The sequence below is a fragment of the Streptomyces sp. NBC_00885 genome (assembly GCF_045207475.1).
Classification (GTDB): domain Bacteria; phylum Actinomycetota; class Actinomycetes; order Streptomycetales; family Streptomycetaceae; genus Streptomyces.
Genome location: NZ_CP108796.1, coordinates 8,695,808 through 8,718,157, shown reverse-complemented (window position 1 = coordinate 8,718,157; position 22,350 = coordinate 8,695,808). Strand labels below are relative to the sequence as shown.

Annotated in this window: 22 protein-coding genes and 3 pseudogenes; 13 read left to right on the top strand and 12 right to left on the bottom strand. The window is 66.5% G+C overall.

Features of this window, described 5'->3' with window-relative positions; all coding sequences use genetic code 11:
* The first annotated feature begins 73 nt into the window (after nucleotides 1–73).
* From OHA61_RS39730 to OHA61_RS39720, 3 genes are all read left to right on the top strand, one after another.
* Nucleotides 74–382, top strand: a complete 309-nt coding sequence (locus OHA61_RS39730; protein ID WP_406301073.1) for a transposase — start codon at nucleotides 74–76, stop codon at nucleotides 380–382.
* Nucleotides 379–1,287: an IS3 family transposase gene (locus OHA61_RS39725; RefSeq protein ID WP_406307230.1), complete on the top strand. Its 909-nt coding sequence runs from the start codon at nucleotides 379–381 to the stop codon at nucleotides 1,285–1,287. Before OHA61_RS39730 ends, OHA61_RS39725 begins: the two co-directional genes overlap by 4 nt.
* Before the next feature lie 936 nt (nucleotides 1,288–2,223).
* A complete protein-coding gene (locus OHA61_RS39720; RefSeq protein ID WP_406301074.1) occupies nucleotides 2,224–3,261 on the top strand; it encodes a hypothetical protein in 1,038 nt (345 codons plus the stop codon).
* 54 nt (nucleotides 3,262–3,315) lie between these two features.
* Here OHA61_RS39720 and OHA61_RS39715 read toward each other — a convergent pair whose 3' ends face one another.
* Nucleotides 3,316–3,696: a hypothetical protein gene (locus OHA61_RS39715; protein ID WP_406301075.1), complete on the bottom strand. Its 381-nt coding sequence runs from the start codon at nucleotides 3,694–3,696 to the stop codon at nucleotides 3,316–3,318.
* 87 nt (nucleotides 3,697–3,783) lie between these two features.
* On the opposite strand from OHA61_RS39715, the gene OHA61_RS39710 reads away from it, so the two are divergent.
* Together OHA61_RS39710 and OHA61_RS39705 are read left to right on the top strand one after the other, a co-directional pair.
* On the top strand, nucleotides 3,784–4,587 hold the full coding sequence (locus OHA61_RS39710) for a Ku protein (protein ID WP_406307625.1): 804 nt from the start codon (nucleotides 3,784–3,786) through the stop codon (nucleotides 4,585–4,587).
* A gap of 171 nt (nucleotides 4,588–4,758) precedes the next feature.
* Nucleotides 4,759–5,109 carry a hypothetical protein gene (locus tag OHA61_RS39705; protein ID WP_406301076.1) on the top strand — a complete coding sequence of 117 codons (351 nt, stop codon included), beginning with the start codon at nucleotides 4,759–4,761 and terminating at the stop codon, nucleotides 5,107–5,109.
* Nucleotides 5,110–5,195: 86 nt separating this feature from the next.
* Here OHA61_RS39705 and OHA61_RS39700 read toward each other — a convergent pair whose 3' ends face one another.
* Nucleotides 5,196–5,771 (bottom strand): hypothetical protein, encoded by a 576-nt coding sequence (locus tag OHA61_RS39700; RefSeq protein ID WP_406301077.1) that lies wholly within the window; start codon nucleotides 5,769–5,771, stop codon nucleotides 5,196–5,198.
* Nucleotides 5,772–5,795: 24 nt separating this feature from the next.
* Nucleotides 5,796–5,966, bottom strand: coding sequence for a hypothetical protein (locus tag OHA61_RS39695; protein ID WP_406307229.1), 171 nt, complete (start codon nucleotides 5,964–5,966; stop codon nucleotides 5,796–5,798).
* A 722-nt stretch (nucleotides 5,967–6,688) separates the two neighbouring features.
* Between OHA61_RS39695 and OHA61_RS39690 the strand changes: the two genes are divergently transcribed.
* Entirely contained in the window at nucleotides 6,689–6,997 is a 309-nt protein-coding gene (locus tag OHA61_RS39690; RefSeq protein ID WP_406307228.1) for a DUF3303 domain-containing protein, read from the top strand.
* A gap of 82 nt (nucleotides 6,998–7,079) precedes the next feature.
* On the opposite strand, the gene OHA61_RS39685 is transcribed toward OHA61_RS39690, so the two are convergent.
* From OHA61_RS39685 to OHA61_RS39670, 4 genes are all read right to left on the bottom strand, one after another.
* Entirely contained in the window at nucleotides 7,080–7,391 is a 312-nt protein-coding gene (locus OHA61_RS39685; RefSeq protein ID WP_406307227.1) for a hypothetical protein, read from the bottom strand.
* Between the two features lie 72 nt (nucleotides 7,392–7,463).
* Nucleotides 7,464–8,632 (bottom strand): IS3 family transposase gene (locus OHA61_RS39680; RefSeq protein WP_406301159.1). Its coding sequence is split into 2 segments (ribosomal slippage): nucleotides 7,464–8,380 and nucleotides 8,380–8,632, totalling 1,170 coding nucleotides; the frame shifts between segments, so codons are not numbered across the junction.
* Nucleotides 8,633–8,810: 178 nt separating this feature from the next.
* Complete coding sequence (locus tag OHA61_RS39675; protein ID WP_406307226.1) at nucleotides 8,811–10,055, bottom strand: hypothetical protein; 1,245 nt, start codon at nucleotides 10,053–10,055, stop codon at nucleotides 8,811–8,813.
* Between the two features lie 524 nt (nucleotides 10,056–10,579).
* Nucleotides 10,580–11,203: a DNA polymerase thumb domain-containing protein gene (locus OHA61_RS39670; protein WP_406307225.1), complete on the bottom strand. Its 624-nt coding sequence runs from the start codon at nucleotides 11,201–11,203 to the stop codon at nucleotides 10,580–10,582.
* Between the two features lie 493 nt (nucleotides 11,204–11,696).
* On the opposite strand from OHA61_RS39670, the gene OHA61_RS39665 reads away from it, so the two are divergent.
* Together OHA61_RS39665 and OHA61_RS39660 are read left to right on the top strand one after the other, a co-directional pair.
* On the top strand, nucleotides 11,697–12,095 hold the full coding sequence (locus OHA61_RS39665; protein ID WP_406307224.1) for a DUF6415 family natural product biosynthesis protein: 399 nt from the start codon (nucleotides 11,697–11,699) through the stop codon (nucleotides 12,093–12,095).
* A 186-nt stretch (nucleotides 12,096–12,281) separates the two neighbouring features.
* Nucleotides 12,282–13,208, top strand: a complete 927-nt coding sequence (locus OHA61_RS39660; protein WP_406307223.1) for a glutamate ABC transporter substrate-binding protein — start codon at nucleotides 12,282–12,284, stop codon at nucleotides 13,206–13,208.
* Nucleotides 13,209–13,986: 778 nt separating this feature from the next.
* Here the strand turns inward: OHA61_RS39660 and OHA61_RS39655 are convergent.
* Both OHA61_RS39655 and OHA61_RS39650 read right to left on the bottom strand, forming a co-directional pair.
* Nucleotides 13,987–14,970 (bottom strand): NADPH:quinone reductase, encoded by a 984-nt coding sequence (locus tag OHA61_RS39655; protein ID WP_406307222.1) that lies wholly within the window; start codon nucleotides 14,968–14,970, stop codon nucleotides 13,987–13,989.
* A 20-nt stretch (nucleotides 14,971–14,990) separates the two neighbouring features.
* Nucleotides 14,991–15,569: a PadR family transcriptional regulator gene (locus OHA61_RS39650; protein WP_406307221.1), complete on the bottom strand. Its 579-nt coding sequence runs from the start codon at nucleotides 15,567–15,569 to the stop codon at nucleotides 14,991–14,993.
* A 247-nt stretch (nucleotides 15,570–15,816) separates the two neighbouring features.
* Here OHA61_RS39650 and OHA61_RS39645 point away from each other — a divergent pair.
* The 3 genes and pseudogenes from OHA61_RS39645 to OHA61_RS39635 all read left to right on the top strand — a co-directional run bounded on the left by OHA61_RS39645 (nucleotide 15,817) and on the right by OHA61_RS39635 (nucleotide 18,139).
* Nucleotides 15,817–16,086: pseudogene (locus tag OHA61_RS39645) on the top strand (ester cyclase).
* A gap of 254 nt (nucleotides 16,087–16,340) precedes the next feature.
* The gene (locus OHA61_RS39640; RefSeq protein WP_406307220.1) at nucleotides 16,341–16,940 is read left to right on the top strand and encodes a S1 RNA-binding domain-containing protein; all 600 of its coding nucleotides are present in this window, start codon (nucleotides 16,341–16,343) and stop codon (nucleotides 16,938–16,940) included.
* 30 nt (nucleotides 16,941–16,970) lie between these two features.
* Nucleotides 16,971–18,139, top strand: a protein-coding gene (locus OHA61_RS39635) for an IS3 family transposase (RefSeq protein WP_406301159.1) whose coding sequence is annotated in 2 segments (ribosomal slippage) — nucleotides 16,971–17,223 and nucleotides 17,223–18,139 — 1,170 coding nt in all. Because the reading frame shifts where the segments join, the coding sequence is not laid out codon by codon here.
* Between the two features lie 335 nt (nucleotides 18,140–18,474).
* Here the strand turns inward: OHA61_RS39635 and OHA61_RS39630 are convergent.
* Entirely contained in the window at nucleotides 18,475–19,215 is a 741-nt protein-coding gene (locus tag OHA61_RS39630) for a hypothetical protein (RefSeq protein ID WP_406307219.1), read from the bottom strand.
* 289 nt (nucleotides 19,216–19,504) lie between these two features.
* Here OHA61_RS39630 and OHA61_RS39625 point away from each other — a divergent pair, with 289 nt between their 5' ends.
* Both OHA61_RS39625 and OHA61_RS39620 read left to right on the top strand, forming a co-directional pair.
* Entirely contained in the window at nucleotides 19,505–19,858 is a 354-nt protein-coding gene (locus OHA61_RS39625; protein WP_406307218.1) for a hypothetical protein, read from the top strand.
* Nucleotides 19,859–19,922: 64 nt separating this feature from the next.
* A pseudogene (locus OHA61_RS39620) lies at nucleotides 19,923–20,268 on the top strand (transposase); the annotation flags it as partial.
* Between the two features lie 434 nt (nucleotides 20,269–20,702).
* Here the strand turns inward: OHA61_RS39620 and OHA61_RS39615 are convergent.
* Nucleotides 20,703–20,958: pseudogene (locus OHA61_RS39615) on the bottom strand (IS5/IS1182 family transposase); the annotation flags it as partial.
* Between the two features lie 183 nt (nucleotides 20,959–21,141).
* Nucleotides 21,142–22,314, bottom strand: a complete 1,173-nt coding sequence (locus OHA61_RS39610; RefSeq protein ID WP_406307624.1) for a GNAT family N-acetyltransferase — start codon at nucleotides 22,312–22,314, stop codon at nucleotides 21,142–21,144.
* Nucleotides 22,315–22,350: the final 36 nt, after the last annotated feature.

Here is a 22,350-nt window from a genome sequence, read left to right as displayed (position 1 = left end):
ATGGCCGGAGTGGGCTTGATTCGCTTTGACGGACACCTGAGATCAGGGGTTCTGCCCCGGAAGGATGTCCATCATGGAGAGCATGGGGAAGAAGAAGCCTTGGCCTCGCCGTTCGTTCACGCCGGAGTTCAAGGCCGAGATCGTCGAGCTGTGCTGGCGCGGTGGCCGCTCGGTCGGCCCGGTGGCCAAGGACTTCGCTCTGACCGAGACCGCGGTGCTGCTGTGGGTCAGTCAGGCCGAGGTCGATGCGGGCGAGCGTGACGGTCTGACCAGCAGCGAGCGCGAGGAGTTGGCCGCGTTGCGGCGGGAGAACTGCCGGTTGCGCGAAGACGTCGAGATCCTCAAGCGGGCCACGGCTTTCTTCGCGAAGGAGACCCGGTGACGGTGCATCCGTTCATCGAGGCGGAGAAGCGAGACGGTCACAACGTCAAGCGCGCATGTGAACTGCTGCAGTCTCCCGAACCAGCCTTCTATGCCCGTCGCACTGGCAGGCCCGGACCTCGGGCGGTCCGGGACGCCGAGCTGACCGAGGAGATCGCCGAAGTGCACGAGCGGTCGCGCGGCGCCTATGGGGCTCCGCGCGTTCACGTCGTCCTGCAACAGGAGGGCGAGCGGTACGGCCGATGCCGCGTTGCCCGGCTGATGCGGGGCGCGGGGCTGCAGGGCCGGCACCGCAGACGACAGCACCAGACCACGATTTCCGACCCACGGGCCGCTGACCGGCCGGACCTGATCGGGCGGGACTTCGCCCCGGACTCGGCCGCCCTCGATACCCGCTGGTGCGGCGACATTACGTATGTCCCGAACGAGGAGGGCTGGCTCTATCTGGCCACCGTCATCGACATCACCTCACGCCGGGTGGTCGGATGGGCGACCGCCGATCACCTGCGAACCGAGCTGGTCGCCGATGCCCTGCGGACTGCCTGCCAGCAGCGTCGCCCAGGCCATTCAGTGATCTTTCACTCGGACCGCGGCTGCCAATGCACCTGCACCGAATTCGCCGCTCTGAGCGAAGAGTTCGGCATCCGGCATTCTGTCGGCCGCACCCGGCAGTGCTGGGACAACGCGCTCGCCGAGTCGTTCTTCGCCACCATCAAGCGCGAGTTGCTGAAGAGGGCGACGGGCTCGCCGCCCAGGAAACGCCAGAGCGGCGACCCTGCCCGAGCTGGAGCATGTGGAGCACTCGCCAGCACTGCCGGAGCCGTGGTGAGCATCGCCAGCAGGGTCCGTGAGTGCGGCGTGGGCACCCAGATCCGGACGGCACCGCCCTCTGGCACAGGTAGATAGTCGACCTCCCGATGCCCCCACACGCCGCCGCTGCCGCCCCACTTCACCTTGCTCACCTGCTGCACGGTGCCGCCGCACGCCAGCCGCAGGGCCTCGCGCCCGTACGGTCGGAATTCCACGACGCCCGCCTGCGGCAGCAGCCGCACGCGTCCACGGACGAAGCGCCGGGGATACGGCAGCGCGAAGCCATGCAGCCTGCACCAGATCCGGACCTCGTGCCCCGCGGCGGCTCTCCGCGCCATCCAACGGCCCCAGACCACCATCGCCAGACCAACGAACAGCAACCAGCCCAGCCCGAGAAACGGGCCGCTGCCGGACGGCAACCACATCAATTCCATGACGGCATACATGCAGCCTGACCTGCTCGTGACGACAGGCGCGGGAACAAAAATGATCGCCGGACCGTGGCTGCCGGAACCCGGCAACGAGGCCTATCCCCTACAGAAACGACCCGACGGAAGGTACGGCGCAGCCTCGCCCCACGCTGCCCGCCTTCGGACACGGCTCACCACCGCTGCAACCACTCGTCGCCGCACCACCCGCCGACTGCGGCTGCACGCGGAGGCGGCGGGCTCCGCTCACTAATGATCTCTGTGTGATGCCACCCGCTGAAAGCCCGTTTACACAGCTCAGTTCGCATCACTCCGCGACATTGCGCGGCGAAACTCAGTAACGTCCGGCAGGCCCGCGCGTCGCAGGAATTCCAGTGACCTACGAGGGACAGGCGGTACCGCGGCGGGCAACGTCCAGGTGTCCGCCGCGTACCTGTCCTAGATCCACGAAATACAGTCAAGCTCGGTTGAGTCGCCTTTCGATGACGAGCGCGAGGGTGGATAGCCGACCCCGGAGGGTCGGTTCCGATCTGGTTGGAATCTACCCATACAGTTCACTCTGAGGTCTTTGTGACCTGAGTCGCCGGATCCGAGAGGGAGATCAATGAGCTCCGCGAGGCAGACCGTCAAAACCGTGCGCAACGATCGGGTACAGCTCACCGATGCGGAACGAGCGACGATAGATCTCCTCAACGCCTCCGTCGCAGATGTCAGAGAGCCGGAGGGCTGCTACGCGCTCGCCGAGTTGCGCAAGTCGCTCACCAAGGAGACCCGCGAGGCGCTGGGGACCGCGATCCCAGATCCCGAGGAGCGTGGTCGCGCTCAGATCGAGCAGATCAGGCCTGAGCTCGAGAAACTCAAGGGCACCGCGTGGCCCGTACGTGGCTTCATGCCGCTAGAAACTCGCGGTCTTCCGCCGGTCGACGTTGCGCCGCAAGGTCCTATTCGTCCCCTCCCCCGTGACCCGGATATCTTCCTCGCCCAGCCACCGCACGTGGGCGAGTGGACGTGGACCGAGACGAGCACGCTCGTGAACGCGCCGAGCGATACCCTCACCGTCGACGTCGACAGCGATCGCTATCGGATCTTTGGACACATCGGCTACGCCAGCGACGACCTCTTCACCGGCACAGTGGGCCTCGCGATCACCTACATCCTCCCGCCCGAGCGCATGCCGAGGACGGACCGGACGGTCTTCGTGGTCGAACCCGAGGTGCGACTGGGCGGCGATGTCTCGGGCTGGACCGGTCCGTATCACCCGATCTGGCACGCGGACGATAAGTGGTCGAAGTGCTGGCGATTCCTTGAGGCGACCCTCACCCTCAGCAACGGCGAGCGGCTGGCTGAGGACTCGTATAGCTTCGACCTCTTCCTTCTCGATGACGTAATTCCGGTGGGCCGGGCGAGTGTCGACGAGTTCTTTGGCTGGGGCGCGAGGCTGACGTTCGCGGCGAACATGGCCGACCTCCGCCGGGACGGTCACTCGATCTTCTTGCGGATCGCGCTTCGCTACGACTTCCAGCTCGAGGGCGAGAGCGACATCTGGTTCCGCAACCGACCCGGCTCGGCCAGCGAGTCCGTGCCGGCATTCGACAACGCGCTAACGTTCCGCGTCATCTCGCCGGGCTTTGTCCCGATCTGAGTAGGGTCGGGGACTGGAGCGGTGGCTGCCACTCCGTTTCCAGTCCCCGCCGCTTCAAACCGTGCATGCAGTTCTCCCGCACACGGCTTTCCGACATCGTTCACCGACTGGCATGCGCTGTCGCCCTGCGATGAGGTCTCGCATCATCACCTCGTCCGGGACCAGTTGGCGGGCAGCCGCGATGACCGCGAACTCGTGCTCGGCCGGTGTGAAGCGGGCCACTGCGTCGACCTCACGCACGAGGGACGTCGGGATGTACGGACGCCCGGTGTCCAGGAGCAGCTGCCGGGTGTCGTTGTAGAAGTTCGCGGTCACGCCTCTGGCGAACTCCAACTGGTCGTCCTCCAGGTGCGTGAGGTGTTCGACGATCGCGGCGCGATCCCGTGCGGCGTAGGCCCGCAGCAGGTCGTGGGCCCGCCGGGACGCCTCGTTCATCCGGGGGTCGGTGAGAGCAGAAGGCCGCAGCCACACAGAGCGCGTGACTGCCCCTCACCCAGCCGTGATCGTTCTCGCCGATACTGACTGTTCCGTTGGTCCCCATGGCCGGACGGCTGGCGGATCCGCAACCGCAAGATCTGCGAAGCGTGCGGGAAGGTCCTCGACCTGACCCAGATCGGCCGCGGCTACGAACTTGACGATGGCTCGCTGGTCGCGATCACCGACGAAGAACTGGACGCGCTGCCGCTGGAGAGCGTCCGCGCCATCGAAGTCCAGGGCTTCAACCCCTATGAGAGCGTCGACCTCCTAAGGGTCGGCAAGCCGTACTACCTCGCCCCGAACGGGCACATCGCAGCCAGGCCGTGCGCGCTCATCGTCCAGGCACTGCAGCGCAACTCGAAGGTGGCGATCACCAAGTTCGCGCTCCGGGACCGCGAGCGGTACGGACTCCTCAGGGTCAAAGACGGCGTACTGGTTCTCCACCAGCTTCTGGCCAGTGACGAGATCCGCTCCCCCGCCGCCCTCGCCCCGCGGGAGACAGACGTGCCCGCTGACGAGCTCCAGCGCGCGCTCGACCAGACCGACGCGCTCACCACCGAGGACCTGGGCGACCTGACCGACCACTACAAGGAAGCCCTCGAAGAGGTCATCACAGCGAAGATCGAAGACAGGCATCTGTCCCGGGCTGAGGCACCGGCACCCAGAGAGCCTGTGCTGGTCGACCTGATGGCCGCGCTCAACGAGAGTGTCGCGGCCGCCCGCCGGTCACGCGGCGAGAGTGGCGAGCACGCGACCGTCCACGAGATGCCCCAGCCCAAGGGGACCGCGAAGAAGACCGCTACAGACGGAAGTGTCAAGGCTCGCCGCCACGACGACGAACTCGCTTGACGGACCCGACGGACTGTCCGGCGCTAGGAGCATCAGCGGTTTACAGACCCGTGGGGGTGCTGCCCGCTCTTGCGCTGGTCTCGTGCCGTCTATTCGGCTGCGGGCTACTCAGGACGACCTAGGTACTCGCGCCCAAGCGGAGCGCGGTACCTGCTGCCTAGCATCCCGAGCATGAGTTCCGTTGAGCAGATGGCCGGATCGAGTGAACAGGTGGCGGCGCGGCAGCAGTCGCGGGGTACGACGTCGCTTGTACTGGGTGCTGTCGCCGTCGCGATGATGGTCTGCCCCTTGCTGCCCGTCCCGGTCCCGATGTGGGTCCGCTTTCTTCCCGTGTACTTCTTCGTGCCCGTGGGGATCTCTGCGGTCGTCTCAGGCATCGTCGCTCTGCGCAGGATGCGGGGCTGGGAGGGAGCCGATCGCTTCCGGGCGCGGGCGGGTGTCGCGCTCGGCGCCGCGGCCGTCGTGATTCCGCTGGCCGTGATCGTCTGGGCGATCTGGGCGCTGAGCCAGGCCTACAAGTAGACGGCGATGCTGGCTGTTCATGGCGAGCGGGGTGTTGGGGGTTCTGGGCCATTGGCGGGGCGCCCGACTGGCAAGGCAAGAGCAACTCAGTCGCTGACGAGCGGGCAGCAAGCCCGAATCGCGGCCGGATCCCACCAGTAGCAGCGGTAGTGCGCCATCGGCCAGCCGCGGTCCTTGAAAAAGATCCGCACGATGATCTGGTCGCCTGCGGGGTCGTGGACGCGCCAGCTGGCCCGGGCGTCATGCCACAGGCCGCCCACCCTGATCTGGACCGGCATGGCGGGGACAGGTCCGTACGGCTCCATGTCCGGCACCGGCGCAGCGTCGCCCTGGGGGACGGGTCGGTGCCGGATCGCGTCGCCGGGCAGCACCCGGTCCTCGATGGGATGGGGCTCGAGAGCGGTGAATTCCATGGCGTGCTCGTCGGCCCAGAACCAGCCCAGGCGCCTCGCGCCCACCCGGTCAGCGGGCCGCAGGCCCATCGCGAAGAGAATCCGGCCGTCGGCGAAGTCGCGGCGCTCCACGGCTGAGCCGAAGTACGGCCGTCCCGCCATCTGCAACCGCACCCCGGGCTCTTTGCGCGGCCTGTAGAACTCCACGCTGACCGGCTCCTCCCCCACGGTCATCGGGTCCACCTGCACCGCATCCCGCCACTTGCTCACGGCACGCTCCTCGATGCGGGGCCGTCAGCCGGCGTGACGGTGGGAGGCGGCCGGGCCCACGGTGCCCGGGCCGAACCTTCGGTTGAGCGCGTCGACCGCCCGCTCGGCGCGCAGCCGGTCCTCCCGCATCGCGTCCAGAGACAGCTGCTCGGCCACCGTCTCGGCGGCGACGAGTTGCTCTCCTCTGATGGCCACGGCCCGTACGCGAGCTCGCTGGAGCGCCATGGACCGGTATAGGGAAGCGCGCGGGTTCGTAGATTCTGGGGTGCGTTCGAGCCGGAACTTGGCGCGCCGTGCCGAACAGGCTGGGATCGGCTGCGGGTTCGGTCTTGCTTGGCCAAACGCAGGCCAGCAGGGATCGACGACCTCTGCCAACCTCCTGCCGACGCGTCGCCGACAGCGGGTCAAGGCCCGCACCCGCAAGAGCCCGACCAGCAAGTACAGCAAGAACTCAACCCAGCACCCCAGCACGGCACAGCGCTACACCCTCGAAGTCGAAATCATGGTGATGGAGCAAGGCTTGAAAGCCAGGTCAAAGCGCTAACTCAACAGTGTTGCGGCTGGAGTATTAGGCGCTACCAGTCGGCCGGAAAGGATACATGGATATCGATGTGAGCACCGGCCGAGAACGTCCCAGGACCCGGGCACCACATAGAGCATTCCCGAACCATCCGACCATCGCATGGTGCGACATGAGCTTTCACCGGATCGGGCGATGCCTCGCGCAGGGCACACGTCTGCGCCTCGCCGCCGCCCCTCTTGCGGAGGCGCTCACCCGCCACTCGCCACCGCCGAAACGGAAATGGGGAGATATCCCGATGCGTGGCGGAGCAGACCTGCGCACGATCGAGGCTACCGTGGTCATTACAGGCCCCTGCCAAGAAACCTGACGGCCGGCGACGGAAACGAGGGTGAGAATGAAGTACATGATCAGCTGGTTCGAGCGGGCGCAAGGTTCACCGGCAGAGTATGAGAATGCCCAAAAGCGGATCCTTGAAGTGTTCGGCCAGTGGAAGGAACCTGAGGGCTTCAACGTCGAATCATTTGTGATCCGGGTGGGTGAATGGGGTGGACACATGCTGGTGGAGTGCGATGATCCACTCAGTGTGCACAAGTTCTGCTCGACCTTCCCCGCCTTCGAGTTTCAGGCGCGACCGGTCATTGCGGTGAAAGATGCTGTCCGAGCCGAGCTCGAGGTAATCGCATGGCGCGACGGACTCGCCTGATTTGACTGCGGACCTCGGGTCGGACGGCCGAGAGCTGCCCGACCCGAGGGCCCGTGAAATCTGTATCCCCGCTGATCCAGTTTCAGATTTTCGTCTCGACCTGCCACCTCTCGTGGTAAAGATCATCCAGCTCACGGGCGGGATACCGGGTATGGTCCGTCAGGCTGGTCGCCAGGCGCCACTGCTCCCGGCATACGGTGCCGTCCTGGTACGTCACAGTGATCCACGCCTCGATAATCCGTACTGGCAGCTTCTCCATGCCGAATGTCGACAGGTATGAGCCGTCCGGTAGACGCTTGATGATCAGCGGGATGCGTCGGGCACCGGACCGGCACAGGAACTCAGCCCCTCCGGCTACCGCGATCTCGCGGGTGATGACAGACTTCTCCTGCAACGGAACCCCTTGGTCAACTCTCTTGGTCTGAGGGGCCCTGCGCTTCTCGGACAGCGGTGTTGAGGGTTCTCTTTATGCCGCCGTCTGCAACTCCTCGTACTCGGCGTGGACTTCTGCGGGAGTCTTGTAGCCGAGGCCGGAGTGGAGGCGTTTTCGATTGTAGAACATCTCGATGTAGCGGACGATCGCCCGGTGGGCATGTGCGCGTGTTGGGAACGTAGTTCGGTGCACGAGTTCGTTCTTGAGGGCGCCGAAAAATGATTCAGCCATCGCATTGTCCCAACAAACACCGGTGCGGCCGACCGACGCTCGCAGGCCCAACGAGCGGAGCTTGCAACGAAGTTCCCGAGACGTGTATTGACTGCCGCGATCGGAATGAAATACGCAGCCTTCGGCGAGGTCGATGTTCCGGACTGCCATATCGAGTGCATCCGATATGAGAGAGGTCTTCATATGGTCGGCCATCGCCCAGCCGACCACAGCTTTGGTGTGGCAGTCGATGACGGTCGCGAGATACAGGAACCCGGCCCAGGTGTGAACATAGGTGATATCGCTGACCAGTTTGCGCCCGGGAGCGTCAGCGGTGAAGTCACGGGCCAGCAGGTCGGGCGTGGCCGGCGCCGCATCATCGGCGATCGTGGTCGCCCGCCAGGGCCGCGGCTGGCATGGCACCAGGCCGAGCTCGCGCATCAGCGCGCGGACCAGCTCCGCTCCGGCCTGCACGTTCATCCGCTGGAGCGCGGCGTGGACACGCCGGTAGCCGTAGGTCTCCTGAGAGTCAGAGAAGACCTTGAGGATGACGGCCCTCAGTTCCGCACGGCGCTTCGCGGTGGCCGACAATGGCCTGGACCTCCAGTGGTAGAAGCCCGACGTGGATACTCCCGCCCAGGTGCACATCTGCTGCACGGGAAAGTTGTCAGCCTCGCCGTCGATGAACTCGTACTTCTCCGTCACCGGTATTCCTGGGCGAAGAAGGCCGCCGCTTTTCCCAGGAACTCGGTCTTCATACGGAGTTCCCGGTTCTCGCGTTCCAGTTCGCGCAGGCGGGCGCGTTCGCTGATGTTCAGGGGAGGCTCCTCCCCGGCGTGCTCTTGCCGGTACCGGCTGACCCAGGTGCCCAGCGTTCCCTCGTTCACTTGTATCTCTCGGGCGACCTCGGCGATCGGGCGGGACTCCACGACCACCATCTTGACCGCCTCGTCCCGAAACTCAGGACTGAACTTCCTACGCTTCTGTGCCACGTGCTCTCTCCGCCGTTCTGGACTTCGATCCTATGGGGACCGCTGTCCGAGAACTTCGGGGCGCCTCAGTCGAAAGTTGATCTACCGGGGTTCCGTTATGTTCGACCCCCTTGACTTGCCGCCTTCAGCGCAAACTCAACGGTGTTGCAGCTGGAGTACTAATTAGCGCGGTACTGAGTCAGGGGTGAACGCGTCCGGTCTTCTCGGGGTGCGCCGCGTGCACATATTTCATGGCGGTGGAGTCGGAGATTGCGAACAGGCGCATGAGCTGGACGGGGTCGGCGCTGTGGCGGGCTTCGTTGAGGACGCGATCCTGCCACAGGGCTCGGGCGGTGAGGCCAGTGCGGTCGAACGCCGTACCGAGCAGCATCTTGCTGACGGGTGGGCCGGAAGGGTCGAGGGCCGTCTGGCTGCTGACGAGCAGGTGGGGGTTGCTCCAGGCGGGCCATGTCTGCTGCCGCATGCGGAGCCACTGGGTGAGCAGCTCCGTGGTGAGGGTTTCGAGGTAGATGGTGCGCCTGGGCAGCCGTAGGGCGCCGTGAGCGAGGTCGAGTTCATCGAGCTGGATCTCAGCAGCTTGGGAGGGCAGCAGGGCGTGGACAGCGACGAGGGCGACAAGGAGGCGGGCAAGCGCAGTGTGGGCTTGCTGGAGCAGGCCAGTCAGACGGTCGCTGGGAACGGGATTGGGCAGGCGGACCTGGGCGGGAAGGGTGATGCCGCGGGTCGGATCGTGGAAGACGAGCCGTTCCTGCTTCAGGGCGCGGAAGATGCTCCGCAGATACTGCTGGGCGGTGCGGGCCGGGCGGCCGGGGGCCAGGTCCAGGACGTCCCTGATGTCCTGGCGGGTGATCGCGGCCAGGGTGGTGGTGTGCTCGGTCCACGTCCGCAGTGTGGGAGCGGCGCAATGGAGGTAGCTGCGGATCGTCGCGGTTGGCAGGGCGGGATGCCTGCGCCGGCCCTGGCCTTGAAGGACCGTGACCCAGCGGCGCAGTTCACTGTCCATGGGGGCGGGGAAGCTGGCGATCAGACGGTCGACGGCGGCGAGATGGCGGTCCGCCGTGCGGGCGGGATCGGGGATGAGCCACGCTGGGCGAGGAAGCCGATGACGCGCGGGGCATTGATGTTGCGGTCCAGCACGGCCAGGGCCCGCAGGTCGTTCATGGACAGGCGCGGCGGCACCCAGGTGGGCCAGCACGATGCGCAGGGCGCGCAGGGCTCCGGCATGGCCGTGCGGGTCGGGGTTGACCCGCCGCATCTGCGCGCGGCAGAACTGGGTGAACTCCTCCAGCAGCTGCTGGGCGTTGGTGGTCATGGCGGGCAGCTCGTCCACGTTGCGTGCCGCGACGCGGCTCCAGTCACGGTCCAGGGTGAACAGCACGAGCTGGCGGGGGTCGGCCAGGTGCGCGGAGACGGTACGCGGCACAGGCCGGCGCCGCGCCCGCGCGGGTGTGCCGCTTTCCCCACGAGCGGTCGGTGGTGTCGTAGCCGAGCCGGTCGGCGCGGTGCTTCAGCTGGCGGACGGGATGCTTGCCGAGGGCGAGCTGGAGCTGGGTGAAGGGCGCCCGGTCGTGTTCACCGTGCTCGCGTACGTGGATCAGACAGCCCCGGCACAGCCTCTCCTGCGCGGACAGTGGCAGCTCCCTTCGGCACCGCCCGCAGGATCCGGTCGGGTAGCGGCCGGTGTCGTGCTTCCAGCACTCGCAGCCCCGGCACAGTCTCTGGGTGACGCCCCAGCAGCCGCAGTGCCCGCAGCTGCCCGTCGGCCACCTGACGGGCCGGGGCGTTTGCGGGGCAGCAGCAGCCCGGCTCCCCGCAGGACCGCCCTCGCGTTCCTTCGTGCTCCGTCGTGGACACCACCGTCAGGTGACGGGTACCGAAATCTGCCACGAGAACGCAGATTAGGCTCGAACAAGTATCTCCTGCCTGCTGAAATGCATAGACACTGACTCAAGCGACCGCGCGGGAACCCGTTCCTACTCCACTTTCGTAGGCGGTGCGGGCCAGGGCTGCGGTGTGGTTGGTGGGTTCGGGCAGGCGGCGGGTGCGCACGGTGCTGGACCGGTCGGCGTACCGCACGGTCATGGTCAGCCGGCCGGTCGCCTGACGTTCCTTGCGCAGGCGCGCGCCGAGCTGTTCGGCCAATGCGAGCACGTCCTGGCGGTGGCGGGCGGGGGCGAGTTCGTCGCGCGGGAAGGCCTGGTCGGCGCTGCAGGAGCGTGCGGGTGCCTGTGGGACAACGGGGCGATCATCCCGGCCTCGTGATCGCTCGTGGATCTGTCGGCCGACGGCCTTTCCCAGGAGGCGCTGCAGGGTGCCCACAGGTGTGTCGGCGACGGCGCCGATGGTGTGCAGTCCGTGCCGGACCAGGAGGCTCGCCGTCGACGGGCCCACCCCGAACAGAGCGGTGACCGGGCGGGGGCGCAGGAAGGCGGCAATCGCCTCGGGGGCGTGGTCGAGGTGGGTGATGCCGCCCGGGGCGGTGGCGTCGGCGACCATGGCGGCCAGCATGCGGTTGCTCGCCGATCCGATCGTGGCGTTGATCCCGTGCAGGGCGAGGACGCGCAGCCGCACGAGCTGGGCCAGTTGGCGGGGGTCACGGTCGAAGTAGCGCAGCGCACCAGTGTCAGGAACAGCTTGGCTGTCTCAAGGACTGCCCAGTCTCAGCCGAGTAAGCGTCTCCGCGATCGTGGACCGTTCTGATCACGGGGTGAGGGGTCTCAGAGAATGAGGGGAAACTTCATCCGTTCGTGGCGGGGTCCGTGGCGAGAGGTTGGTGGAGATGTGCGACTGAACATGGGGTCTACCGGTACGCAAGAAACCGCCGCGGGATGATCTCGGCCCGCGAGGGCCCCGAACCAGCTCCCGGCACCTTCTAATTGGCCTGGAACGCGGCTGCGGCGAAGCTCCTGGAGGCCGGGGATGTGGCTGTAGAACGTCCCGGAGATGCCGAAGGTCTTGGCGATGGTCGTCATGTTGTTGGCCGGGACAGGTCATGCGCGGTCGCGTGGATGAGGGAGACGCCGAGGATCAGGGTCAACGCTGCACAGCTTCGTCGGGCCGGCCCATGTACCAGACGTTCCGCGAGGCCCTCGGCCTGGATGAGCTGAGCCGCCACGATGTCGAGCGGGTTCTGACCGGTCTTCGCATCTCCGTCTGGCTGGACGGTGTCGACGTGGACTCCTTCTACGACCACCTCGAAGCGGTACTCGGCCAGGACGCGGCTCCGGCCATATACGAGATCGAGGAGCTGACCGAGCGGCTTCGGAGAGCGCTCATGCAGCTGGTGGCCATGGTCCTGGCGCAGTGCCATCACCAGCCCGGCGCCGAAGCCTCCGGCACGAGCGGGCGCGCGCGGGCTCTCCGGGTGGAGGAGCCGCCTGGAGACTTCCTTCCGGCCCGCGGACATCTGCGGAGGCTCGCGCTGGTCACCCAGGACCTCCTGGAACTGCTGGCGGAGGACTGACCACCATGACAGAACGGCATCGAACGCCAGGCCGCTGTTGCCGGCCATACAGCTCGGCAAGAAGCTTGACCAGGCCCAACCGTCAGGCACCGATCGGCAGGACCGCGGCGCGGGCCCTGCTGGGCGGGATTGGGTCTCGGGACGCAGGCTGCTCAACCTGTCGGGAAAAATAGAGGACGTTTTATTATGAAACTTTCCAAGTTCGCCGCCTTCGTAACGATCACTGTGCTGTCGGTCGCCCTCACCGCCACCGCCTGCAGCGGCGGAGAGTCCGGTAGTGCCTCCGGTGACGAGCCCACCAGCAGCTCGAACGGGAACCACCCGAGGCTGCCCACGTACACGGTCGCCAAGAACGTCAAGATCGACTCTCCGACCCTGAAGAAGGCGCAGAAGGCCGGCAAGCTCGTCATCGGCGCCCATAGCGACCAGCCGTTCCTCGGGTTCGAGGAGAAGGACGGCAGGCGGTCCGGCTTCGACATCGAGATCGCCAAGATGGTCGCGGCGGATCTCGGGTTCTCGCCCGAGAAGATCGAGTTCAAGACGGTCGACACGAAGAACCGCGAGGCCGCCATCTCCAGCGGCCAGGTCGACCTGTACGTCGGCACGTACACGATCAACGACGAACGCAAGAAGAAGGTGGGCTTCGCCGGCCCTTACTACATGGCCGGCGCCGACCTCCTGGTCCGCAAGAACGACGGCACGATCGGGGGCCCGTACTCCCTTGAGGGCAAGACGGTCTGCTCGGTCAAGGGATCGACCACCCTCCGGGAGATCAAGAAGCCCGACTACAACACCACGACGGTGGAGACGACCAAGGATACGGAGTGCGTCCAGCTACTGCTCGACAAGAAGGTCGACGCCGTCACCACGGACGACGCCATCCTCATGGGCTACGCCGCCCAGCGCCCGGACAAGCTGAGGGTCGTCGGCAACCCGTTCACCGAGGAGCCCTACGGCATCGGCATGAACAAGGACGACAAGGCGCTGCGGGAAGCAGTGACGGACGCGCTCGAGGCGCACGACGAGAACGGCGACCACAAGAGGGCGTACGCGGCGACGCTGGGCCTTTCCGGCTCGAGGTACGGCGGGGCGCCCGTCGTCGAGCACTACTGACGCGAGGCCCTGGTCCACCCCTGCAAGCGCGCCCGGCCGCGTCACCAGGGCTACAGCATCCAGATCCACACCGGGAACCTGAGGCGGGAGCTGCCGGACCTTGCTGGGCGAGACGAAGAAGTAGTGCACGAGCGCCTCTCTGCGACGACGAGAGAGGGAAGCTACCAGCGCTGAAGGACCAGTTCGGCGCTGTTCGGATGGAATGAGACAGGTACAACTCCTGGACCTAACCGGTGACATCGCAGTCGGCGGCGTCCGGTGGCATCGCTTCGGTGCGCGGGGTGATGCGCTGCAGCTGCTCGTTCAACGCCCGTACAGCTCAGGGTCGGAGCCGTCGCTGATATGGAAGTGGATGTGGAGGATGTGGCGTTCGTTCATGACGCTCACCCCGCGCTTCCTGGATTCTCCAGATGCCTCAGAGTGTCTCGGTTTCCTGCTGCGGACGGGTTCGTCACCATGGGCCAAAAGACGCACGCCGTTCGCAGCAGCATGACTATCCGCCTCCCAGTACTTCGAGGGCTGCCGATGCACCTCTGAGATCAATATATCGAACATAAATCGAACATCGCGAGGTGAGTGAGTACTGCCCTTGTGCGACGGAGCACGTGTGACTTAGCGCTTCAGTTGGCACTTGAGCACTTCAGCTGGCACCACGAGGCTTGAGATGGCAGCGCAGGGGACTGGCGAGAGCCTCTGGTCAGACGCGCTTCCCTGCTTCTGCCGTGCACGGTGATGCGCAACCGGTGCGCTGCCCTGCGTGGAGGCATACCTGCGGGCGCTACTGGGGAATGGTGACCAGGGTGCGGCCGTGTCCACTGCCGGCGTCGACGTGGTCGTGGGCCTTGGCGATCTCTTCCAGCGGGTAGCGGGCGCCGACGTAGACGGTGAGGGCGCCGACGGCGGCTGCGGAGGTGAGGTCGCGGGCGGCCTGGCGCTTGGCCGCGGCGGGGAAGTCGTCGCTGCCGAGGAGTCGGAGGGTGACGTTGTTGAACAGCAGGGGCCAGAAGGGGATTTCGGTGCGGTCCGCGCGGGTGGCGTAGGCGGCGATGACGGCCTCGTCGGTGACGACGGCGTTGTCGAGGTCGGCGTTGTCGGACAGCGCGACCTCGATGATCCGGTCGACGCCCCGCGGTGCGTACGAGCGGATGGCCGCGGCGGGGTCGCCGACATCCAGGGCGACGGCGTGGGAGACGATGGCTGGGTCGATGTGGTCGAGGTCCGCGGTTCGGCGGACGGTGGCGAGCACGGTGGCGCCGGCCCAGTGGGCGAGCTGGGCGGCCAGGGAGCCGACGCCGCCGAGGACTCCGTGGACCAGGACCAGTTGGCCGACGACCGGGCCGTCGGCGAAGACCGTGCGGTGGGCGGTGATGCCGGGGATGCCGAGGCTCGCGCCCAACTCGTCACTGAGGTGGTCGGGCAGGGGTACGGCCTGGTGGTCCGGTACGACCGTGTACTGGGCGGCGGTGCCGAAGGGGCGGTAGGACTGGGCGCCGTGCACCCAGACCCGTTGTCCGACGCGGCGGGCGTCGACGCCGGTGCCTGCGGCGTCGATGACTCCGGCGGCGTCGCTGTGCGGGATCACTCGTGGGTAGGGCATGGACGAGCCGAGCCAGCCGCGCCGCTTCTTGGTGTCGCCGGGGTTGACGCCCGAGACGGTGACGCGGACGCGGACCTCCCCGGGGCCGGGGAAGGGGTCAGAGAGTTCGCCGACGTGCAGGACATCGGTGGCGGGGCCCTGGTCGTCGTACCAGGAAGCAAGCATGGGGGTACCTCCGTGGGCGGTCAGCTCGCGGGAGCGGCGGGCGCATGTGGATCGCTGTCGGTGCCCGTCGTGTCGAGTGCGGGCGGTTTCTCGCCGAGGGTCTCGCGCAGCCAGGTGCGTTCGGCGCGGCTGGTGGCGCGGGCGGTGAGCAGCATGCCGCGACGGTAGGGGTCGGCGATCTCCTCGGCACGCAGGGGCCGGTCGTGGTCGCAGAAGAAGCTCGCCGGTTCTTCCAGGAACTCGAGTCGTCTGCGCAGCACCGCGTGCTGTTCGGTCACGTCGGGCAGGTGGGAGAGGAATGCCAGGACGACGTAGAACCGGGTGAAGTCGGTGATCTCGTGGTCGGCGGGCTTGCGCAGGCGCTGAAGCATGTCGGCTCGTCCGGCCGCGGTCACGCTGAGCACGTACCGGGCCGCCCCCGCGGCCGGGTCGGCGCGCCGCTCGATCAAGCCCGCCTTGGTCAGACGGTTGATCGCCGGATACAGGCTGCCGTCGCTGACCGGCCGGGTGTAGCCGGTCAGCTGTGCGACGCGGCGGCGCAGCTCGTGTCCGGGCAAGGGGCCTTCGGCGAGGAGACCGACTATCACGAGTTCCAGCATGAGTCCATCTTCGCATGTTTACATCGAAACGATGTGAACATCGTTTCGATGTTACGCTCCCAGGTATCCACCCACCGTCTCTGGAGAGGCACAGCCCGATGCCATCACAGTCCACCGAGTCAGTGATGAACTGCTTCGTCGAGTTCATTAACACGGGCAACGAGGAGCTCGCCTGCGAGGTCATTTCTCCGGATGCCGTATTCCACGCACCCAGTCACCCGGAACCCTGCGGGGACCCGAGGGGTACATGGAAGTCCTCGGGATGATGCGCAGCGGCTTCCCGGACGTCGAGTGGACGCTGGAGGAGACGGTCACCGAAGGCGACACGGTGGCCGCGCGGTTCACCATGCGGGGAACCCACGACGGTTAATTCTTCGGGATCCCGGCGAGCGGCAACAAGATCTCGGTGCAGGCCATGAACTTCTACTATCTGGCCGACGGCCGGATCGTCGGCGAACGGGGTCAGCCCGACCTCCTCGGGGTGATGCAGCAGATCGGTGCCGTACCGGCGCCATGAATACGCAGGAACGCAGCGATCAGCCGTGGCATGTTCACTCCGCAAGACTTTGAACGGATCACCAACGCCCTCGCCGCCTGAGCGCTTCACTTGGCGAGCGGTGCCAACTGAAGTGCACAGTCACAGCACGCCAGATTGCGAGTGGAGCACGCCAACCTGCGAGTCGTATGGCCGTGGCACTCCGTGATACCGGGTCGCTGGACGGTCGTTGGAAACCCGCCTTGGAAGGTCCGTGCGGAAGTTAGGCTCCAACCATGTCCGAGCCCGTACCCGATCCTCGTCTGAAGTCTCTGATCAACAAGCTCCGGCCGGGTTCCGTGAGGAGTGTGACGGTCGCAGGGTTCGACGGAGCGGACGTCCTTGTTCTCCTTGGGGAGTCGGGCGAGGAAGGTAGCGAAGTCGGCCGAATTCCCCGGCATGAGGTGTCGATCCGTCGCACCAACCATCCGTCCGAGATCTTCACGGTCGGCCAGCAGATCGAAGCCGAGGAGATTGGACGCTGGCGAGGGCAGCTGAACCTCTCGGCCCGTGCCTGCGAGAATCCGGAGCTACGCGCTTTCCTAGTGGCCATTCAGCCTGGACAGATCGTTTCCGGGACCGTGTCGGGGGTTCACAACTTCGGGGTCTTCGTTCATCTCGACGGCGAGCCCCAAGGGCTCTGCACTGGGTTCATTCGCGTGCCCGACCTGACGTGGGAATGGATCACTCACCCCTCGGAAGCAGCTGAGGTCGGCCAGCGGATCACCGGTGAGGTGATCATGTCTGAGACGCGCAGCGCCCAAGTCACGATCTCCTTGAAGGCCCTCCTGGAAGACCTGAGGCGCCCCGAAGTTCTCGGACAGCGGTCCCCATAGGATCGAAGTCCAGAACGGCGGAGAGAGCACGTGGCACAGAAGCGTAGGAAGTTCAGTCCTGAGTTTCGGGACGAGGCGGTCAAGATGGTGGTCGTGGAGTCCCGCCCGATCGCCGAGGTCGCCCGAGAGATACAAGTGAACGAGGGAACGCTGGGCACCTGGGTCAGCCGGTACCGGCAAGAGCACGCCGGGGAGGAGCCTCCCCTGAACATCAGCGAACGCGCCCGCCTGCGCGAACTGGAACGCGAGAACCGGGAACTCCGTATGAAGACCGAGTTCCTGGGAAAAGCGGCGGCCTTCTTCGCCCAGGAATACCGGTGACGGAGAAGTACGAGTTCATCGACGGCGAGGCTGACAACTTTCCCGTGCAGCAGATGTGCACCTGGGCGGGAGTATCCACGTCGGGCTTCTACCACTGGAGGTCCAGGCCATTGTCGGCCACCGCGAAGCGCCGTGCGGAACTGAGGGCCGTCATCCTCAAGGTCTTCTCTGACTCTCAGGAGACCTACGGCTACCGGCGTGTCCACGCCGCGCTCCAGCGGATGAACGTGCAGGCCGGAGCGGAGCTGGTCCGCGCGCTGATGCGCGAGCTCGGCCTGGTGCCATGCCAGCCGCGGCCCTGGCGGGCGACCACGATCGCCGATGATGCGGCGCCGGCCACGCCCGACCTGCTGGCCCGTGACTTCACCGCTGACGCTCCCGGGCGCAAACTGGTCAGCGATATCACCTATGTTCACACCTGGGCCGGGTTCCTGTATCTCGCGACCGTCATCGACTGCCACACCAAAGCTGTGGTCGGCTGGGCGATGGCCGACCATATGAAGACCTCTCTCATATCGGATGCACTCGATATGGCAGTCCGGAACATCGACCTCGCCGAAGGCTGCGTATTTCATTCCGATCGCGGCAGTCAATACACGTCTCGGGAACTTCGTTGCAAGCTCCGCTCGTTGGGCCTGCGAGCGTCGGTCGGCCGCACCGGTGTTTGTTGGGACAATGCGATGGCTGAATCATTTTTCGGCGCCCTCAAGAACGAACTCGTGCACCGAACTACGTTCCCAACACGCGCACATGCCCACCGGGCGATCGTCCGCTACATCGAGATGTTCTACAATCGAAAACGCCTCCACTCCGGCCTCGGCTACAAGACTCCCGCAGAAGTCCACGCCGAGTACGAGGAGTTGCAGACGGCGGCATAAAGAGAACCCTCAACACCGCTGTCCGAGAAGCGCAGGGCCCCTCATTCATTCTGAAACGATCAGTTAGGGCAGTTCGCCGTCCGGGCGGCCTGGACCGCCTCGGTCCTCGCCCTCGTGCGCCGCAGCTGGCGCCAGTGCCGTGAACGGCCCGCGGACAAGCAGAACACCGCCGTCACCTTTGCCGACGGCATCACTGGAGTGCCGCACCCGCGGCACAGCCGTAGCCCGGTGTCGCTGTCCGAGACCACGACCAGCCGCAGCTGGGGTACCCCGTCCCCGCCCATGCCGCCACCGTACGAAGCGAAAATCGCCGTCGGGAGTCCTCCACCGCGACGCTAGCCACGGTTGGAGTCATAGCCCCACCGAGCCCGGCCGTCTTTGCCCATGAAGCATTTGGCGGGACGCCCGTCCTCGGCAATGCCGAGAGCGCCGACGGGGGAACAGGCGTATCCGAACTGGATGCCTACCTGGCCGTCGAATTGCTGACCGCCGGTCCCACCGTTGTCATCTGCTCCCGATTCTTCCTCTGTCTCTGGGGCGTCGGGTTCTTCTGCTTTCTCTGTCTCTGGGACGCCGGGTGGAGTAGTGGACTCGGACACCGCTGCGGTGGGCCCTGACGCAGACGACAGCGAAGGTGCAGGCGATGCAGTCGGCGGCGTGGTCTCATCCTGGTTTGGTGGCTCGCTCGGCGCGAAAGCCCCGGCCGCGACGAAGTAGACCACGGTCAGAGCGGTGACCAGCCAGACCGCGGCCAGCTTGCCACTGGTGCGGACATTCTCCATGCGCGGAGTGCGGACACCAGCCAGCACACTGCCGCCCAGCATCAAGGTCAGCAGCACCACCCAGATGGCAACGCCGTTCCCTCCGTTGTAGCCGTAGGCCATCGTGCAGATCACGGTCACGAAGGAGACCGCCGCGAGGACGGCATCAGCGAATGAACGCTGGCGTACCGCCGTCCAGGCGAACGGCGCCCAGGAGAAAATCCCTAGTGACACCAGCGGCACAAGCACCCGGCCGACACAGCGACGTGCGTAGCGCGGTATCGGCACTTCTGTCAGCGGCGGCGGTGCGGACACGTTTCTCCCCCGGACGCTGCGGTCGGGGAACGCTCCCCGCTGGTGCTTTTGCGCGTCAATGTAATGAAGGCCGCAGACTTCTCAAATGTCAGACGCCAATCTGTTGCTCAAGGTAGGGCCTCGGCCATCGGGTGGTCCTGGATCCACCGGCTATTGGCATGTCGGCATCAGACACAGGCTCTGACCTTGTTCTTTATGGTCTGACCTGGTCACAACAGTAGGCTGCCGGACGCCGAGATGGCGGAGGTCTGCAGGAGACCCGCACCGGCCGGAATGAGTCGAGGAGCCGATGCAGCAACGGCGGGCAGTCTCCCCCGAGAAGCGGTACGAGCAGCTGGTCGCGCAGTTCGCGGAGCTGGACGGGGTGACCATCCCTGGCGACGAGCCGGGACGGGAGGGAAAGTTCGGCGCTGCTGCGCTCAAGGTCGGCGGGAAGATTTTCGCGATGCTCGCGCAGGGCCGTCTGGTGGTGAAGCTCCCGCGGGCCCGGGTCGACGAGCTGGTGGATGCCGGTGAGGGTGAGCGCTTCGACCCGGGGCACGGGCGGCTCATGCGCGAGTGGCTCAGCCTGGCCCCCGGCTCGGAGCTCAGCTGGGACGGACTGGCCCGTGAGGCCCTGGACTTCGTCAACCCGGCCCACTGACCCGCACAAGGACGGCTTCCCAGCCCATGGCGACCCGCAGGCCGCCGATCCGGCGGCAGCGCGCTGGACCCGGCCGAAAATCCGCACCCCCGGGTCCGCGGACCGCTGGACGCGGCTGGTCATCACCGCCCATACCCAGCTCCGTCTGGCCCGTCCGCTGGCCCAGGACCTACGCCGGCCCTGGGAGCGACCGGCGGAGCCTGGCCGGCTTAACCCGGCCCGCGTCCGGCGGGGGTTTCGGAACGTCCCCGCGTTCACTTGCCATGCCCGGCCCGTGCACCAAAACCGAACCGTCCCGGCCCCGGCAGGCCCCTCGGCTCGAAGAACAAGCGGCCCGCCACCCGCTACGACGTGGGCAAACCGTCAGACGACCCGAGACCATCAGCGAACGCGACCAGGCCAGACCATAAAGAACAAGCTGACCAGTTGGCTACGACCAGCGGATGCCGAGCTCGTCGAGTGCGGTGACGCGGTCGGGCGCGAGGCTGTCGTGGCGGGCGCGGGCGTTGGCGACGAAGACGCCCAGTGTGATGGCCTGGCCGTCCACGGTTTCGCGATGCTTGGGGGTACGTCCAAGTGGCCCTCGCGCTGGTGGTACTGGCGGGCGGCGGCGAGGTTGAGCGCCCATTTCTCGGCGTGGCTCAGCCGGGGTTTGGCCTCCGGCCGGCTGGCTGGAGCGGCCGGGCCGATGCCCAGGACGCTGCGCAGCATCCATTGCTGGGCGACGCTGAGCGTGCCCCAGGTGGCCTGTTGCGTGGTGATCCAGCGGCCGATGTCTTCGCCTTGGACGACCAGGTGCCCTGGTGGATGTCCAGCCAGGATGCGCCCGTTCTGGGCGTCGCGCCTAGGGCCTGTCTGACAAATGATCACCTGGCGGGCTCGCGGAGCCAGAGAATCAAGGAAGCCAGGACAACTCCGGCACGGTAGCGGTCGGCGAGCTTGTCGAACCGGGTCGCGATCGCGCGGAACTGCTTGAGACGGGCAAAGCATCGTTCGACTGCGTTGCGGTCGCGGTAGACGACCTTGTCGAAGGCGGGTGGTCTGCCGCCGAGGGCCCCGCGTCGTCGGCGGTTGGCCGCCTGGTCGCGGCGCTCAGGGATCGTTGGGGGGGGCGGCAGCGGCCTTCACGCGGCCTGCCCTAACGCCACGTCAGCCGCGGGGTCGACACTGGGCTGATGACCGCTCGAGTCTCACTGTGCGTCCGGGCCTCGAGAATGCGCTCCAGCGCCTCGCCGAGTGGCCGACCGAGGTCGCAGCCATCCGGATCTGGCTCCGCGACCCCGTTACGTGATCCAGTCCAATTCGCGCTCGAGCTGGTACATGGTCTCCACAGGGCGCAAGCCGAGACGCTTGTTCACGGCGTGCATCGCGTCGTTGACCTCGGCCGTCCACGTGTGCACATGGCGGGCATGCGGGTAATGCTCGCTGAGCAGGCGCAGGTTGGAGAGCTTCGCGAGCGTGCCGAGACTGCGTCCGCGCTGGGAGCGCAGTACGAAGGTGTTGTCCTGCAGCACCTCCCGGTTCTCGCCGCCCATCACGAACATCGTCGTGTACCCGACGGGTCTTTCACCCTGATCGCTGATCAGCGTGGTGACGAGGCCGTACCCCTGCTCGATCAGCCGCTCCTGGCTGCGCAGGACACGCTCCGCGTCGTAGACGACCGGCTTGCGGCTAAGTTCGCCTGTCGGCACGTCGGCGTCCATCAGGGTGTGCAGGTGCGCGAAGTGTTCGAGTACGTCGTGTGGCGGTACGCCGGTCCACCCGACGACTCGGTACTCCGCGGCGCGCTTCGTGGCGGTCTCCTCGAGTACCCTCAGCCTCTCCTCGGATACAGGCACGTCGTGCATCAGCCGAAGTTCGGTGTGCTTAGGCGAGAAGCCACAGGCGAGGGCGAAGCGGCCGCCCGGGCTGGCGGTGAGAGTGTGCGCGCCGACGCCGGCCGCGTCGACCTCGGCGGCCAGCACGGTTCTGCCCTCCTGGCGGGCTACGTTGCGAAGGTGGTCGAACATGGCGCGCCCGACGCCGCGGTGACGGGCGCGCGGTGGGATGCCTATCCCGATTTCGGCGAGGCGCGTGTTGTCGCGGCGCGGCAACTCAAGCAGCGCGGTGCCGACACACTCGGTGCCCCGCCATGCGCCATACGCGCGGCGATCATAGTTCAGGTTGCCATCGTTGCTCCGCAGCGAGGTCAGCACGGCCTCGCGCTCGACCACGACGGGTGCCACGCGGTCGGCGGACGCAGCCTCCCGCAACGCGCAGTACCAAGCGTCGGTCTCGTCGGGACGGTGCAGATCAAGACGACGAATCTCCATCCGTGCAGGGTCATTCACGACCACCAAAGCCGCAACGGGTTTCCCGGCGAGGAGTGCGAGGTGCGTATGAGAGTCCATGGCGTCCAGGGACGCTTGCGCCGCCCGTACCGACCTCGCCCACCGGCGCTCGCGCGCGACCACCACGGTCAAGCAGTGCCAGCATGATCCAAGGGACCTAGT